Source organism: Agrobacterium sp. 22094 (assembly GCF_052046015.1).
Classification (GTDB): Bacteria; Pseudomonadota; Alphaproteobacteria; order Rhizobiales; family Rhizobiaceae; genus Agrobacterium; species Agrobacterium cavarae.
Genome location: NZ_JBQEPX010000001.1, coordinates 738345 through 752400 on the forward strand (window position 1 = coordinate 738345; position 14056 = coordinate 752400).

General features: G+C 58.4%; 17 protein-coding genes. 8 read left to right on the forward strand and 9 right to left on the reverse strand.

The genetic code is table 11. The features are described from left to right. Positions 1-156: 156 nt before the first annotated feature. Positions 157-1074, reverse strand: a complete 918-nt coding sequence (locus ACTJK5_RS03480) for a DMT family transporter (RefSeq protein WP_440611850.1) — start codon at positions 1072-1074, stop codon at positions 157-159. Between the two features lie 129 nt (positions 1075-1203). Between ACTJK5_RS03480 and ACTJK5_RS03485 the strand changes: the two genes are divergently transcribed. Both ACTJK5_RS03485 and ACTJK5_RS03490 read left to right on the forward strand, forming a co-directional pair. Next, positions 1204-1794: a 3'-5' exonuclease gene (locus ACTJK5_RS03485; RefSeq protein ID WP_440611851.1), complete on the forward strand. Its 591-nt coding sequence runs from the start codon at positions 1204-1206 to the stop codon at positions 1792-1794. A gap of 64 nt (positions 1795-1858) precedes the next feature. Next, positions 1859-2347: a CreA family protein gene (locus ACTJK5_RS03490; RefSeq protein ID WP_113226207.1), complete on the forward strand. Its 489-nt coding sequence runs from the start codon at positions 1859-1861 to the stop codon at positions 2345-2347. A 227-nt stretch (positions 2348-2574) separates the two neighbouring features. On the opposite strand, the gene ACTJK5_RS03495 is transcribed toward ACTJK5_RS03490, so the two are convergent. Beyond that, positions 2575-3042, reverse strand: coding sequence for a chemotaxis protein CheW (locus ACTJK5_RS03495; protein WP_062426540.1), 468 nt, complete (start codon positions 3040-3042; stop codon positions 2575-2577). A 219-nt stretch (positions 3043-3261) separates the two neighbouring features. Here ACTJK5_RS03495 and ACTJK5_RS03500 point away from each other — a divergent pair, with 219 nt between their 5' ends. The 3 genes from ACTJK5_RS03500 (at position 3262) to ACTJK5_RS03510 (ending at position 5244) form a co-directional block, all read left to right on the forward strand. Beyond that, positions 3262-3420 carry a hypothetical protein gene (locus tag ACTJK5_RS03500; protein ID WP_162686510.1) on the forward strand — a complete coding sequence of 53 codons (159 nt, stop codon included), beginning with the start codon at positions 3262-3264 and terminating at the stop codon, positions 3418-3420. Positions 3421-3571: 151 nt separating this feature from the next. Beyond that, a complete protein-coding gene (locus ACTJK5_RS03505) occupies positions 3572-4171 on the forward strand; it encodes an SCO family protein (protein WP_113226195.1) in 600 nt (199 codons plus the stop codon). A 188-nt stretch (positions 4172-4359) separates the two neighbouring features. Continuing rightward, complete coding sequence (locus ACTJK5_RS03510; RefSeq protein ID WP_113226208.1) at positions 4360-5244, forward strand: 50S ribosomal protein L11 methyltransferase; 885 nt, start codon at positions 4360-4362, stop codon at positions 5242-5244. Positions 5245-5381: 137 nt separating this feature from the next. On the opposite strand, the gene ACTJK5_RS03515 is transcribed toward ACTJK5_RS03510, so the two are convergent. Then, positions 5382-5555: a hypothetical protein gene (locus ACTJK5_RS03515; protein WP_062426638.1), complete on the reverse strand. Its 174-nt coding sequence runs from the start codon at positions 5553-5555 to the stop codon at positions 5382-5384. A 323-nt stretch (positions 5556-5878) separates the two neighbouring features. Here ACTJK5_RS03515 and ACTJK5_RS03520 point away from each other — a divergent pair, with 323 nt between their 5' ends. Continuing rightward, a complete protein-coding gene (locus ACTJK5_RS03520; RefSeq protein ID WP_440611852.1) occupies positions 5879-7708 on the forward strand; it encodes an aminopeptidase P family protein in 1830 nt (609 codons plus the stop codon). 26 nt (positions 7709-7734) lie between these two features. On the opposite strand, the gene ACTJK5_RS03525 is transcribed toward ACTJK5_RS03520, so the two are convergent. Beyond that, positions 7735-8049 carry an AzlD family protein gene (locus tag ACTJK5_RS03525; RefSeq protein WP_062426543.1) on the reverse strand — a complete coding sequence of 105 codons (315 nt, stop codon included), beginning with the start codon at positions 8047-8049 and terminating at the stop codon, positions 7735-7737. Next, the gene (locus tag ACTJK5_RS03530; RefSeq protein ID WP_062426544.1) at positions 8046-8762 is read right to left on the reverse strand and encodes an AzlC family ABC transporter permease; all 717 of its coding nucleotides are present in this window, start codon (positions 8760-8762) and stop codon (positions 8046-8048) included. The genes ACTJK5_RS03525 and ACTJK5_RS03530 overlap by 4 nt, the downstream gene beginning before the upstream one ends. Before the next feature lie 198 nt (positions 8763-8960). Here ACTJK5_RS03530 and ACTJK5_RS03535 point away from each other — a divergent pair, with 198 nt between their 5' ends. Further along, positions 8961-9209 carry a DUF2164 domain-containing protein gene (locus tag ACTJK5_RS03535; RefSeq protein WP_440611853.1) on the forward strand — a complete coding sequence of 83 codons (249 nt, stop codon included), beginning with the start codon at positions 8961-8963 and terminating at the stop codon, positions 9207-9209. A gap of 278 nt (positions 9210-9487) precedes the next feature. Here the strand turns inward: ACTJK5_RS03535 and pncA are convergent, their stop codons facing one another. Further along, positions 9488-10114, reverse strand: a complete 627-nt coding sequence (pncA, locus tag ACTJK5_RS03540) for a bifunctional nicotinamidase/pyrazinamidase (RefSeq protein WP_062440588.1) — start codon at positions 10112-10114, stop codon at positions 9488-9490. A gap of 424 nt (positions 10115-10538) precedes the next feature. On the opposite strand from pncA, the gene ACTJK5_RS03545 reads away from it, so the two are divergent. Beyond that, positions 10539-11816, forward strand: coding sequence for a DUF2778 domain-containing protein (locus ACTJK5_RS03545; RefSeq protein ID WP_440611854.1), 1278 nt, complete (start codon positions 10539-10541; stop codon positions 11814-11816). Between the two features lie 15 nt (positions 11817-11831). Here the strand turns inward: ACTJK5_RS03545 and ACTJK5_RS03550 are convergent, their stop codons facing one another. The 3 genes from ACTJK5_RS03550 to ACTJK5_RS03560 all read right to left on the reverse strand — a co-directional run bounded on the left by ACTJK5_RS03550 (position 11832) and on the right by ACTJK5_RS03560 (position 13958). Next, a complete protein-coding gene (locus ACTJK5_RS03550; protein WP_062426547.1) occupies positions 11832-12254 on the reverse strand; it encodes a DMT family transporter in 423 nt (140 codons plus the stop codon). Beyond that, entirely contained in the window at positions 12251-12724 is a 474-nt protein-coding gene (locus ACTJK5_RS03555; protein ID WP_111846941.1) for a DMT family transporter, read from the reverse strand. The genes ACTJK5_RS03550 and ACTJK5_RS03555 overlap by 4 nt, the downstream gene beginning before the upstream one ends. A gap of 325 nt (positions 12725-13049) precedes the next feature. Next, positions 13050-13958, reverse strand: a complete 909-nt coding sequence (locus ACTJK5_RS03560) for a glycosyltransferase family 25 protein (RefSeq protein WP_440611855.1) — start codon at positions 13956-13958, stop codon at positions 13050-13052. Between the last annotated feature and the right edge of the window lie 98 nt (positions 13959-14056).

Below are 14056 nucleotides of genomic sequence, written 5' to 3' on the forward strand. Positions count from 1 at the left end.
TCGGCAGGGCTTCGGTGGAATGATCGCGAGACCTATCGCGAAAAGGCTCCACACAAGGCTCCACCGTCCACCGGCGCGCCGGTGGTACCCACGGTAAGCATCATTGTGTTGGTCTTTGCGATCATTACCGCAGGATGCGGTGGCCGGTCGATGCTGTCAAGTCTTGAAGGACTTGCGGTGCAACAGCCGCCCGTCGATGGCGACAAGACCGGCGGCGATCATTGCCATGCCGATGAGGTGCTTCAGGGCCAGCTGTTCTCCCAGGACCAGCGAGCCGAGGACAATGGCGCTGACCGGAATGAGAAAGGTAACGAGTGCTAGGTTCGTCGCGCCCGCCGAAGAGAGAATGCGGAAGAAGATGAGATAGGCGAGTGCGGTGGAAAGAAGCGCAATGCCGAAGAGGGCGGCCCATGTTTCGCCGCTCGGCATGGTAAGCGTCCAGGGCTTGTCGACAAGGAGTGCAACGGGAATGAGAACGAGGCTTGAAGCGGAAATCTGGCCTGTGGCGGTTACCAGAGGCGGCACGCCCATGGCCTTGAAACGCCGTCCGAAAATGCCGGCGAAGGCGTAGGAGATGGCAGCACCGAGGATGGCAAGCTGACCCCAGAGGCTCGAGCGCTCACCTGTGAGTGCCGCAGGGCCGATCATGGTCGCGACGCCGACAAAACCGATGATGACGCCAGCAAGCTTGTTGGCGCTGAGCTTCTCATCCGTCGTCATCATATGGGCGACAAGCACGGTGAAGAGCGGCGTCGTGGCGTTGAGGATAGAGGCGACGCCGCTGGCAATATGGGTCTGCCCCCAGACGATCAAGGAGAAGGGGATAATGTTGTTGAGGAGGCCCATGATCAGGAACGCGCGCAGCACCTCCGGCTTTCGTGGCAGGCTGTAGCCGAGGACACGGCAGACAGTGAGAAGCGCGAGCGCGGCGATGGTGACCCGCAGCGTGACGATGGTGATCGGTGGCAGTTCCTTGACCGCGATGCCGACAAAGAAGAAGGAGCCGCCCCAGAGGATGGACAGCGCGACCAGCATTGCCCATTCCGTTGCATTCATTCGGCTGTGTACGCTCATCTCGATCACCCCCATCGCGTTATCGGGTTCTAAGCTGGGGAGGTTGTCGTTCCCACCCGTTTCTTGCCTGGTGGTTCATTTCCAAGCCATTTTGTTCTATGCCGTTTGCAACGCACCGGGAATCGCCTCTTGAAAACAATCGCCATCGATTTTGAAACCGCCAATGAAGAGCGTGGCAGCGCCTGTTCCGTCGGGCTGGCATGGATCGAGGATGGCGTGATCACGCGGGTGGAAGAGCGGCTGATTCGACCGAAGGACATGCGATTTTCCCACTTCAACATTGCGGTGCATGGAATTCGCCCGACCGATGTGGAAGATGCGCCTGAATTTCCCGAGGTCATGGACGAGTTCGTCGACGAGTTTCGTGAAGCGACGATGATTGCCCATAACGCGGCCTTTGACTTCAGCGTCATGCGCGCGAGCTTCGACAAGTACCGCCAGAGCTATCCGTCGCTCTCTTACTTCTGCAGCGTGAAGATGGCACAGCGCGTCTGGCCGTCGCTGCCGTCGCATAAGCTCAACATCATCGCCCATCACTTGCAGCTTCGTTTTGTCCACCACAATGCCGCGGAAGATGCCGTGGTCTGCGCCTCCGCGGCCATTGCCGCTGCGAAGTCGCTGGCCTTGCAGCATGTGCGCGACATACCGGCGAAGATCGGCATGGTGGCCGGGCGCCTGCACGCGATGGGTTATGAGCCCTGCACGATGAGAAAACGCTAACACGCCGATCTTGTTACGCTGACGCGCCATCCTATCTGTTGTCTCAGACATGGAGGTAAAGGCGATGACATCACAGAAACTTCGAGTGGCACTGGTTGCTGGACTGGCACTTTTCCCACTTGGCGCATTGGCGCAGGTGGTGGGCAAGGTCGGTGTCGACTGGACCGGCAATGATATCGTCGTGGAAGCCATCGCCGATCCCAAGGTGAAGGGTGTTACCTGCCACATCACCTATTTCGAGCGCGGCGTGATTGATCGCCTCAAGAACGGCAACTGGTTCGAAGACCCATCGAACAACGCCATTTCCTGCAGCCAGACAGGGCCGGTTGAAGTGGGCGATATCGATCTCTCAAAGGGCGGCGAAGAGGTCTTCCGCCAGGGCATGTCGCTGGTCTGGAAGAAAATGGTGGTCAACCGGATTTACGATAAGACCAACGACACGCTGGTCTACTTGGTCCATACGCGCGAACTGACGGACGGTTCGGCGAAGATGGCGATCTCGACCGTGCCGCTCTATGGGCAGACCGTGACGTGGAAGAACGGCAAGCCATAACATTCTATCCAATAATCGCGTTTGGTCGCCTGCAAGTGGTAATTTCTGCGTTTCCGGTGCGCACGTAGCGAAGTTCGCTGCGCTCCGGTTCTCGAAATTACCCTTTTCGGCAGACCAATCACAATTCTTGAACAGACTGTAGGTACGGGTGGGTATACAGGAAGTCGCCCAACGAAAAACGGCGGACCCGAGGCCCGCCGTTGTGGGAAAATCCAAAATGCTTGACGTTATGCGGCTTCGCGCGACAATTCGTCGGCAATGACCGTATCGAGGTTGAGGAAGCAAACCATGCTCTTTTCCAGCGCCACGATGCCGCGGCAGAAATTGCGCTGCTCTTCCGGAATGATTTCCGGGGCGGGCTGGAGGTCTTCGGAACGGATGGTCATCATGTCGGAAACCTGTTCGACCAGAAGGCCGACCAGCTTGCCGCCGATGTCTGTAACGATGATCGCGGAACGCTCGGAGGGTTCGGTCATCTTCATGCCGAGTCGGCATGCCATGTCGATAACCGGGATCACCGCACCGCGAAGGTTGATGAGGCCGAGAACGTAGGGCGGTGTGTGCGGCATCGGGGTCACCGGCGCCCAACCGCGGATTTCGCGGATCGCCATGATGTCGATGCAGAATTCCTGATCGCCGAGATGGAAGGAAACGATTTCGAGGTATGCGCCGGATTGTTTGATGGCGTTCGACATGGTCGTTGCTTGTCCTGGCGGCTCTCTGGCGGGCCGTGTGCTGGGAAGGATGAATGCGGCGTCCAGGTGAAATCCGGTGACATCATGTCGTGCGCTTGCGCGGACCGCTGGCGACGATGATGGCAAGAATCGTTTAAACTTTCACTAACGGATGTGAAAGCTCACGATCCAGGACGGTCCGCGCTTCTCCTTGGGGTCGCTGTGGAGTAAGGTAGGAAGATGAGCGCATTATTGTCCCACTCCGGCAAGCTTCTGCTAGCGGCTCTTGCCACGGGTGCTGTTCTTTTCGGCGTGATCGCCACCTTTGACGGCTGGCTTCGACACGGCACCGATATCTTTATTGCGTCTGTGCAGAATGGCATCGCCTGGTGCTTCTGACAGGCGGCTCTCGAAACTGTGGAATATTAAGGTATTGAGACAAAAGAGCGCGGTTGCGCTTTCCAGCCGTTCTTGATTTGCGCAACCTCAATGGCTTGGCTATCACTCGCATAGGGCGCCTGCCGCCAATTATCGCATGGTGAGGAACAGCATGAAATCGATCCGTCTCGCGCTCTGGGGTGCCGTCGTCGTTCTCTTGGGCGTCATGGGCTGGTTGACGATGGAATTGACCAAAAGCCGTGAGCAGATGGTGGAAGAAGCCTATGGCACGCCCTTCCAGCTCGTTGCCCAGAACGGTCAGCCGATCACCGAGAAAGCGTTTCAGGGCAAGCCGACAGCGCTGTTCTTCGGCTTCACCCATTGCCCTGAAGTCTGCCCTACCACGCTGTTCGAACTGAATGGCTGGATGGAGAAGGTCGACCCGGCGGGCGACAAGCTGCAAGCCTATTTCGTTTCGGTTGATCCCGAACGCGACACGCCCGAGGTGATGAACCAGTATATCTCCAACGTGTCCAAGCGGATTACTGGGATTACCGGCGCACCGGACAAGATCGCCGAAACGCTGAAGGGTTATCGCATCTATGCCAAGAAGGTGCCAGTCGATGAGAAGGACCCGAATGGCGATTACACGATGGACCATACGGCTTCGGTGATCCTGCTTCGCCCGGACGGTTCCTTCGGCGGCACCATTGCCTACGGCGAAAATCCTGATGTGGCCGTTCAGAAGCTGCAAAATCTCGTCAAGTCCTGACACGTCGGCGTAAGAAACACCTTCCGCTCCATTGGATTGCCGCGTGTTTTGTGGCAAAGGCTGACGCTTCAACCAGCTGAAGCGTGTGGCGATTGGTCCTCTTGCTTGAAGCCCTCGTTTCGTTGCATGTCATCATCGCAAGACCGCTTACCGGGATTGCGCAACATGCCTTAGGGAAAGCGTCTGTCGTGAGTGAAATCCGTCTCTATGTCACCACAACCGAAGTTCAGGCAGGCGACGTGCTTGATGTGATGTCGGAAGTCTTCGGCGAGGAAGATATCGCGATCGCGACCACCGAGGTCGATGAGAAGCGCGATATCTGGGAAGCATCGATCTACTTGCTTCTGGAGCAGGAAGACGAGATCACCGAGCGCTTTCAGACGCTGTTGCAGGCTTCCTTTCCGCACCTCACAATCGAGCGCGAAGTCATTCCCGATGTCGACTGGATCGCCAAGTCGCTGGAAGGACTGAAGCCCGTGCGGGCAGGGCGCTTCCTGGTGCATGGTTCGCATGACCGGGACAAGGTTCGTCCAAACGATCTGGCCATCGAAATCGAGGCCGGTCAGGCTTTCGGCACGGGGCATCACGGCACCACGTCAGGCTGCCTGGAGATGATCGAGGACGTGCTGCGTTCGCGCACAATCCGCAACGCGCTGGATCTCGGCACCGGCAGCGGTGTTTTGGCAATTGCGACGGCAAAGATGCGCAAGGTGCCGGTACTGGCCACCGATATCGATCCGATCGCCACGCGTGTCGCCAAGGAGAATGCGAAGTTGAACGGTATCGTCTCCGGCATTGCCTTCGAGACAGCGCCCGGTTTCCACTCGGATTCCTTCCGCCGTCATGGGCCATTCGATCTCATCATCGCCAATATTTTGGCACGTCCACTGATCAAGATGGCGCCGCAACTCGTGGCGCATCTGGCGCCCGGCGGCACGGTCATACTCTCGGGTATTCTTAGCACCCAGCGCTGGAAGGTTCTGTCGGCCTATAACGGCATGAAGCTAAGCCACATTCGCACCATCTGGCGCAACGGTTGGGTCACGATCCATCTTCGTCGCGACATGCTCTGACGACATGAAAAAGGCGACGCTTGCGCGCCGCCTTTTCAATCGGTCCTGCCGACCGAATCCGCGAGCCTTGGGAGGAGAGGCTCAAGCGGATAAACGTATTCCTTGTTCAGCGAGCCGGGAGGAAGCTCGCCTCACGATCAGAATACGTAAGTGGATTTCGCCTTGCGACGCAGTTCTTCGCGCGTGGTGCCGAAAGCGGCAATGGTGGTGTCGTCCAGGTTCAGCATTGCGCTGCTGACATAACGGTCTGCCTGCCGCTGACGGGCTTCGACGACGCGTTCAAAAGCGGTGCGAAAGATCGACTTCGACATGTTGGACATCCTTGTTCTGCGGGGTTTTTGTTGCCCCTTCGACGCTTTGGAATTTAAGACAGTGCAGCTCCGGACGCCATAGCCGCTTCGACATTCGTGCTATGCGTTAAATGCAATCCTCAGCGTGATCGCCCTTCAGATTTGCGCGATCTGCCTAACTATTGGGCGGATGGAGGCGCCGTGGGATGGCGTTCGCTTTGATCTGGACCTGCGAGAGGCTGCCGCGCTATTGTCGGCCAAAGATGCGTAGATTCCAAAAGATAGAGCGTCCTTTGTGCGTCCAATAAGACGCACGGCGCTCTGGACAATCCAGAAAGCATGCCATGTTCCAGTCCTTTGACAACAAGTCCACTCCGCAATTCGGCAAGGCCCGCGTGGAGGCGTTGCGCTCGACCTTCGATGCGCTCGGCATAGACGGGTTTCTCATTCCCCGCGCCGATGAATATCAAGGTGAGTACGTACCGGAATGTGCCGAGCGGATGGCATGGTTGACGGGTTTTACCGGTTCTGCCGGTGTGGTGCTGGTGATGCGGTCGCAAGCCATCGTGTTTGTCGATGGGCGCTATACGACGCAGCTTGCGTCACAGGTTGACCCGGCGGTGTTTACCGGCGGCGATCTGGTCGGCGCTCCGCCAGCAAAGTGGCTGGGTGAGCATGCGCCGAGCGGATTCCGTCTCGGTATCGACCCCTGGCTCCATACGAGCGCAGAGCTGCTGCGGCTGGAAAAGGCTCTTGCCGAGAAGGGTGGCTCCGTCGTGCTGCTGGCTGCCAACCCGCTCGATCCTCTGTGGGAAGGGCGCCCTGCGGAGCCTCTGGAGCCTGTCACGATCCAGCCGGACGCCTTTAGCGGCACGCCCGCGCGGCAGAAGATCGACAACATTGCCGAGGATGTGAAAGGTCGCAAGGCGGATGCGGTTCTCGTGACCGATCCATCGTCGATTGCGTGGATCTTCAACATCCGCGGCAACGACGTGCCGCACACGCCGCATCCGCTGGCTCGCGCGATTATCCATGCCGATGGAACAGCCGATCTGTTTGTGGATGAGCGGAAATTGAACGGTGAGGTGAAAGCGTATCTCAATGACCTCGTGAAGCGTCACGCGCCGACAGAAATCGAGCCGACCCTTCGCGGGCTTGCCGAGAAGGGCGAGTCGATCCTAGTGGATGCCGACGTGGTGCCTGTGGCGCTGACGCGTGTCATCAAGGACAATGGCGGCACGGTTATCGAGGCGATCGACCCCGTCAAGCTGCCGCGTGCCTGCAAGAACGAAGCGGAACTGGCCGGTTCCGCTGCCGCTCATGTTCAAGATGGCGCGGCGATGGTGGAATATCTGGCATGGCTCGATAGCCAGCAGCCCGGTACCGTCAGCGAAATCCAGGCGGTAACGAAGCTGGAGCAGGCACGGGCGCGCCTTGGCGAAGCGATGCAGAACCCGCTGAAGGACGTTTCCTTCGATACGATTTCCGGCTCCGGCCCGAATGCCGCAATCATCCATTACCGCGTGACCACCGATAGCGACCGCCGCCTGCAGGATGGCGAGATGTTCCTGGTGGACTCCGGTGCGCAATATGTGAACGGCACCACCGATATCACGCGTACCGTCGCCATCGGCAATGTGCCAGACGAGCAGAAGCGGTTCTTCACGCTGGTGCTGAAGGGCGTTATCGCCATCAGCGACGCGAAGTTTCCGAAAGGAACGCGCGGATGCGATCTCGATCCGCTGGCGCGCATCGCGCTTTGGAGGGCGGGCGCCGATTACGGCCACGGAACCGGCCACGGAGTCGGCTCCTATCTGTCAGTGCACGAAGGTCCGCAGCGCATTTCACGCGTGTCGCAGCAGGAGATCCTGCCGGGGATGATCCTGTCCAACGAGCCTGGCTATTACCGTCCCGGCGCTTTCGGCATCCGCATCGAGAACCTGATCTATGTGCGAGAGGCCGAGGCAATCGAAGGCGGTGATCAGCCGATGCTCTCCTTCGAGACGCTGACTTGGTGCCCGATCGACCGCAGACTCATTGTCGTTGCGCTGCTGACAGAAGACGAGCGCACCTGGCTGAACGACTATCACGCCAAGACACGCGAGAAGCTGATGCCGCTGATCAGCGATGAGAATGTAAAGCAGTGGCTGGTGGCTGCGACCGAAGCCCTTTGATATGAGCCTGTGACGGCATTTTCAATTCATGAGAGCTGAAAATGCCGGAGCGCCACGACCAGCGCCCAGCCGGCGAAGAGCATGATCAGGCCGGGGAAGCGCAGACCGACGATCAACGCGACGATCAAGCCGAGCTTCACATCATACCCGCCTTCGAAAAAGGCGGGTGCCACGAGCGTCGTCAGAACGGCGACGGGGACGGCATTCAACCCGGCTTCCACGCGCGGCGGGATGGATTTCATTCGCGTCATCAGCACGTAACCGCCGACGCGGGTGAGGTAGGTCGCAACAGCACCGGCAACGATGATGATCAGTGTCTGGAGGTGGAAGAACTCGCTCATGGGGTCTGCACCTCGGGCTCTTCGACGGGGTCACTCTTTGCAGGCGGCAGGATGACGGCGATGATGATACCGGTCATCGCGCCGATGCTGACATGCCAGGGCGAGCCGACGAAGTGGAAGGAAGCGATCGCGCCGATCGCGCTTGCCAGCATGACAGGGTAGAAGCTGTTGCGCTTGCGAAAGCCGAGCACCATGCCCATGAAATAGATCGGCAGCAGCACGTCGAAGCCAAGGGCTTTTGGATCGCCGACAAGATTGCCGAGCGAGGCGCCGACGACGGTGGAGATCATCCACAGCGCATAGACGACGAAGGCGTAGCCCATATAGAGCGAATAACGCACCTCGCCATGCATTTCCTTCTGCCGGACGGATTCGGCAAATTGCGGATCGACCAGGAAGAAGAAGCCGATGGCTTTGCGGGCAAAGGACCATTCCGGGACGATGCGGACCATAGCGGCGGAATAAAGCACATGCCGGAAGTTGACGGCAAAGATCGACAGCACCACGAGCCATGCAGGCAGATTTTGATTGAAAAGCTCAATGCCGACCAGCTGGCTGGCCCCGGCATAGATGATGCCGCTCATCAGCGTCGCTTCATAGATGGTCATGCCGTTGTCGATGGCGACGGCACCAAACAGCGCGCCGAAGGGCAAGACGGCAAGGGCAACGGGGAGGCCAAGGCGGATGCCCGACCTGAAGGGTGACTGTGTCATGGGGTAGCCGGTCCTGTACCGGAGAACATGGGATGTTCGTCTCCTACAGTCTCGGGCGTATGCGCACAAACAAAAATAAGGAATAGCTTGATTGATTTATTTGAAGCTTGGCTTACCCTTCCACTTTTTGTTCTGCCGCATATCGTTGTCGCACAGTCGCTTTATGCTTTGCACGATCGGCAAGAGGAGGGCCGCATCTTGGAACTGAAAATCGACAAGCAGCAGAAAGCAGAGCTGGCCAAGGCAGTCCAGGATTATCTGGTGAATGAGCTGGATTTCGATGTCAGCGGGCTGCAATGCGAGATGTTGCTGGACCACGTGGCGGAGGTGATCGGTCCGGCATTCTACAATCAGGGACTGCGGGACGCGCAGGCCGTGATCTCACGTCGAATGGACGACGCGGCTGCTGATATCGACGTGCTGGAGCAGCCATTGAACGGCCGCTGAAAGGGGGTAGAGCGTTTCCTTGCTAAATAGAAACGTTCTGCCGGAGCAGGTTTTCGTCAGGGCAAAGGCGATTGGCGAAGGGCATACCCAAGGGTACGGTCGAGCCGATCGCCTTTGAGCCTGGCGGAAAGATGCCCGGCCCTTCGGGTTGGTTGAAACGGGCCACCTGCTTGCCCGGACGGCTTGGCCGTATGCTTTGGCTACGGCACGCGCCGCCCGGACAATCAGTCGATCCCGTTTGAACCAACAGAACTGTTTCTATTTAGCAAGGAAACGCTCTAAGCTTTCAGAATATCGCTGCTGTTGACCACCGCAATGCCCTTGGCGCGCATGGCGGCAATCGCGGCCTTGATGCCTTCCGGGTCGATTCCGCGGCTGGCATCTTCGATGAAGCGCACTTTCACATCCGGCAGCATGTCGCGCGCATCGAGTGCGGAGAAACTGACGCAGTAATCCGTTGCAAGCCCGCAAATATCCAGAACAGTTACGCCCTGGCGATTGAGGTAATCGGCAAGGCCCGTTGTTGCCGACTGATCGTTATCGCGGAAGGCCGAGTAGCTATCGACGGCTGGGTTCTCGCCCTTTTGCTGGACGTGATCGAAGGCTTGAGTATTGAGATCTGGATGGAAGTCCGCATCCGGCGTTTCCTGAACGCAGTGATCCGGCCACATGACCTGCGGCTTGCCCGACAGTTCGCCCATCTCGAAAGGCTGCTTACCGGGGTGTTGAGATGCGAAGCTGCCATGATTGGCGGGGTGCCAATCCTGCGAGGCGACGATCAGGTCGTAACCACCATTTTCGATCAGCGCATTGGCAATCGGCACGATCTTGTCGCCATCGGCCACAGGAAGATTTCCGCCGGGGCAAAAGCCGTTCTGGATGTCGATCAGCAGCAGCGCCTTCATTTGTCGTTCCTTCAAGTCAATCGCTTGTGGCCGAGCTTAGAAGGTTTTCGTCAAAATGAAAACGACGGGATGACCGAGGCCGCCGCCATCGCCGCATTTTAGGCAAAGTCGAAAGATACAGGCTTTGCCCAGAAGAGGGGACGCCGACTCAGCCATATGGGTGCTGCACGGACAGCCTTGCTCTTCGGTTTCGACGCCCGAAAAACAATGGGGCGCGAACATCGGATCTTACCTGCATGAACATGGCTTGCGCTTTTAGGGACAGCGTTTTCAGGGGACTCGTAAAGACTTTGGTTACCATAATTCGGCATGCTTCGAACCTGTTCGCTTCGAGGATGGTGCGATTCGCATCTGACGATCGAGGCCAACGCCAAGTCGCCGGCGATAAGCCGGTTTTGCGTAAACGGTTCGAGTAACGAGTATCATGGCGTCATCAGTCGTGACCTATCAGGGCGTGCCCATGCGCGGTGCAGCCCATGCAAAAAAACGTGCTGGCCTGTCGTCAGGCGGCCTCTCCGCTCTTCTGGGCGGCGGGATCCTTGCCAGCGTCTGTGCTGTGGCGGCTTTTGCTTCGCTGCATGGTATGGCGCAGGCGTCGCATGGCACTCAACGTTTTGACAAGATGCTGCTGGCTCAGCTGGATCGGCCCGTGGGCGAGGCGCCCGATGACGTGCAGCCCACCATTCACGTCCATAAGTTCTCGCGCCTTTCGGCCAATCCCGAAGGCCACCAGAAGATGACGCGCCTGGCAGCAGAGCACCATCTCAATGCCAAGCTCTTTGCAGCGCGCTTCGGCACGGCAGCGGCCATCGACGCTCAAGGCCAGGCGACCGTCAAGGAGCTGGCAGCGCTTCGCCCATCGGCGATCGTCGATTCAGCGCTTGGACGCGGGCCTGAGACCGCGATGCTGGAAACGCAGGAAGCAAAAGAGCATCCTGCGTTTGAAGCAGCACTCGGACGCCCGCAGGCGAAGGCCGATGAAGAGATCGATCTTCTGCCGGAGACCGTCCCGCTCCCGAATTTCCGCCCGGAGATCGCAAAAGCTTTCGAGGTCGAGCCGGCACCGCGTCCTGCCAGCCCATCTGTCGTCGAGAAGGAGATCGCTGCGCAAGCGACCGTTCCGACGCCCGCTAGACCACCGGTGCAGCAGCCCGCGACATCGACGATGGTTGCCTTCGCGCGGCCCGACAATCCGATGCGCGAAACGAAAATGGACGCCGTCGTTCCGTGGCCGGATCGCGGCAATGGCACCGCCATCTATGATATTTCTGCAGGTGTCGTGCATCTTCCAAGCGGCGAGAAGCTTGAGGCCCATTCGGGTATCGGCAAGATGCGTGACAATCCCGATTTCGTCCACGTCAAGATGCGCGGCGCGACGCCGCCGTCAAGCTACCGCCTGACCATGCGCGAATCGCTCTTCCACGGCGTGGAAGCCATTCGCCTGACGCCAGAAAGCGGCGTCAATCCGCATGGCCGTAACGGGCTTCTGGCGCATACCTATATGCTGGCAAAGCGCGGTGAATCGAATGGCTGCGTCGTCTTCAAGGAATATCCAAAGTTCCTGGCGGCCTTCAAGCGCGGTGAGGTGAAGCGTCTCATCGTTGTGCCGAAGCTGAACGGTCGTCCTTCCGCTGTCGCAGCCAGCAGCAGTGGAAAGAGCGGCGGTAAGACATTGTTCGGCAGCCTGTTCGGCAAGAGCTGAGGTCGCGGACCAGATTTAACGGCGGCGTTGGGTCAGTACCATGCCGCCGAGAATGAAGATAACGCCGAGCGCAGTCGCCCAGATTTTCGGCGGCTGGTCGCTGAAGAAATCCAAGACGACGCCTGAGACCATCTGGCCGCTGATGACGAGGAGTGCCGTGTTGACGGCACCGATGCGCGCGATCAGCCAGCTGCCGGAGGCGATGAAGACAACGCCGATCGGCCCGCCGATAAAGGCGTACCATGGCGCATCACTCGCACCTGGCGGGAAAAGACCGCCAATGGCAAGTCCCACCAGCGTCAGCACGACCAATCCGACAAAGTGATTCCAGAAGGATGCGGTTAGCGGTGACGTGGACAGGCTGAGGCGGCCATTGATCTGGCGGCTGAGCGAAACGAAGACGCCGCCGACAAAGGCCATTGCGATCCAGACGATCATGTCGCTCTCCCGACCAGAATGATAAGAGCGCTGCCGCCGAGGATGAGGGCGATTGCGAGAATGTCCTGTCCCTGTGGGCGACGCTTGGGAAAGCCGAACAGTCCCCAGAAATCCGCCGCGAGGCTGAAGATGACCTGCCCAGCCAGTCCAAGGGCGATCGTGCCCGAGAGGGCCAGAGGCGAATTCACCGCTGTGGAGGTCAGCATGACCAGGACAGCGCCGATCATACCGCCCATATAGGCCCAGAGGGGTGCCTTGGGTTTTGCCGGCTGTCCCGGCTCCGGTTTGCGGTAGAGCAGCCCCATGACGATGATTGCCGCGACCGTTCCTGTGGCGTGAGCCGTCCAGGAGGAAAACAGCGCATTGCCATAATGAGCGAGCATTCCGTTGAAATGCACCATCAAGGTCAAAAGACCGCCGCTGGCGAAAGCGGCCGCCAGGTGAAGCGGATTGGAACGTGTCGGCGTCATGGGAAACTTTGTCTGTTTGAGAATGGCCCTGAAGAACTCATCTGGCTTTAGAACTTTACTGCATAAAAACAAAACGAAATGCGTTGATGGGTCCGGCCATTTGCAGTGATGGGTGAGGAATCACCGCAGCGCCACGCGTCCATTTCTACACACAAGGGACGCTTCATCTCTTTTGAGACGACGTAATCGTGCTTCCGATGTTTTAGGGAACAAAATCAGCGCAAAGCTGTTGTTTGCGCATGAAGAAAACGACACGTAAACCACTAAGCCGGATGACGATCTTCGTCATCTCGATCTTTATCATCGCCGCTATCGTTGCTGCAGTTTACCTGATCGGGTTTACGCCGGGCGAGACGACCGCGTGAACCGGTGCCGGGTCGTAGGAGGCCGGGTGGGTCGACACTGATGTGCCCGAAGAATCACTCTTCCTCTTTGCAGATGGCAGTGCGCGCGGCGTGCGCATATTTCCCGCATAGCCCAAAACAAGCCTCGCCCCTCTGAACACGAAGCGGGTCACCTCCAGATATGCGCGGAAGGGCAGGACGGTGAAGTACCGCCAGCGGGGCAGCTTGTAAGCGCGAGCGACGCTTTGAATAGAGCTGGTGTTGTCTGCATCCTGCGAGGCGCAGAGAGGATAGATGAAGGCCGACTTGAGGCCTGCCAGATATTCCAGATCATAGGCGATATCATAGGCCAGCCGCATCGGGACCAGCTTTTCTGCGATCCACTTGGCCGCTTTGCGATTGACGATATAGGCACCCGAGCCTTTTTCGCGAGTCAGAGCTATGCTCAAGGAGCGATCAGCCGTCAGCTTGCGGAAGGCATGTTTTTTCCCGTGGCTGACTGTCGACAGCCGCAGAATATCCCAATCGTTTCGATGATCGATTGCCGCCTCGACCGATTCCATGAAACCCTGCTTGAAGACCACATCGTCCTCGAGGATCAGCGCAAACTCGGCCGCGCTTCGCAGCAGCCGGCGTGCGCATTCCACGTGGCTCAGATAGCAGCCGATTTCCGGAGGACAGGTCCGCCGACCGTGCATGAGCTTGTAGGAAAGCTCGCTGAATTCCGGGATCGGAAATGTCAGGGCTCTGCCATCGACCGCTTCGACACGCTCTGCCGTGAGCCCGATGCCTGAGAGCTTGTCGATCATGGCCTGCTTGCGTTGCTGTGCATTGGCCATGTTGATGAGGTAAACTGCAAGTATTGAATTAGAATTCTCGAATATATGCAATTTAACCTCAGGAGGACGACTCTGCGAAACCATGTGGTTATTGCTGAGAATCGCCCCGAGGGGAATAGTCGAAGCTGGCAGTTACTCAAAAATACGAG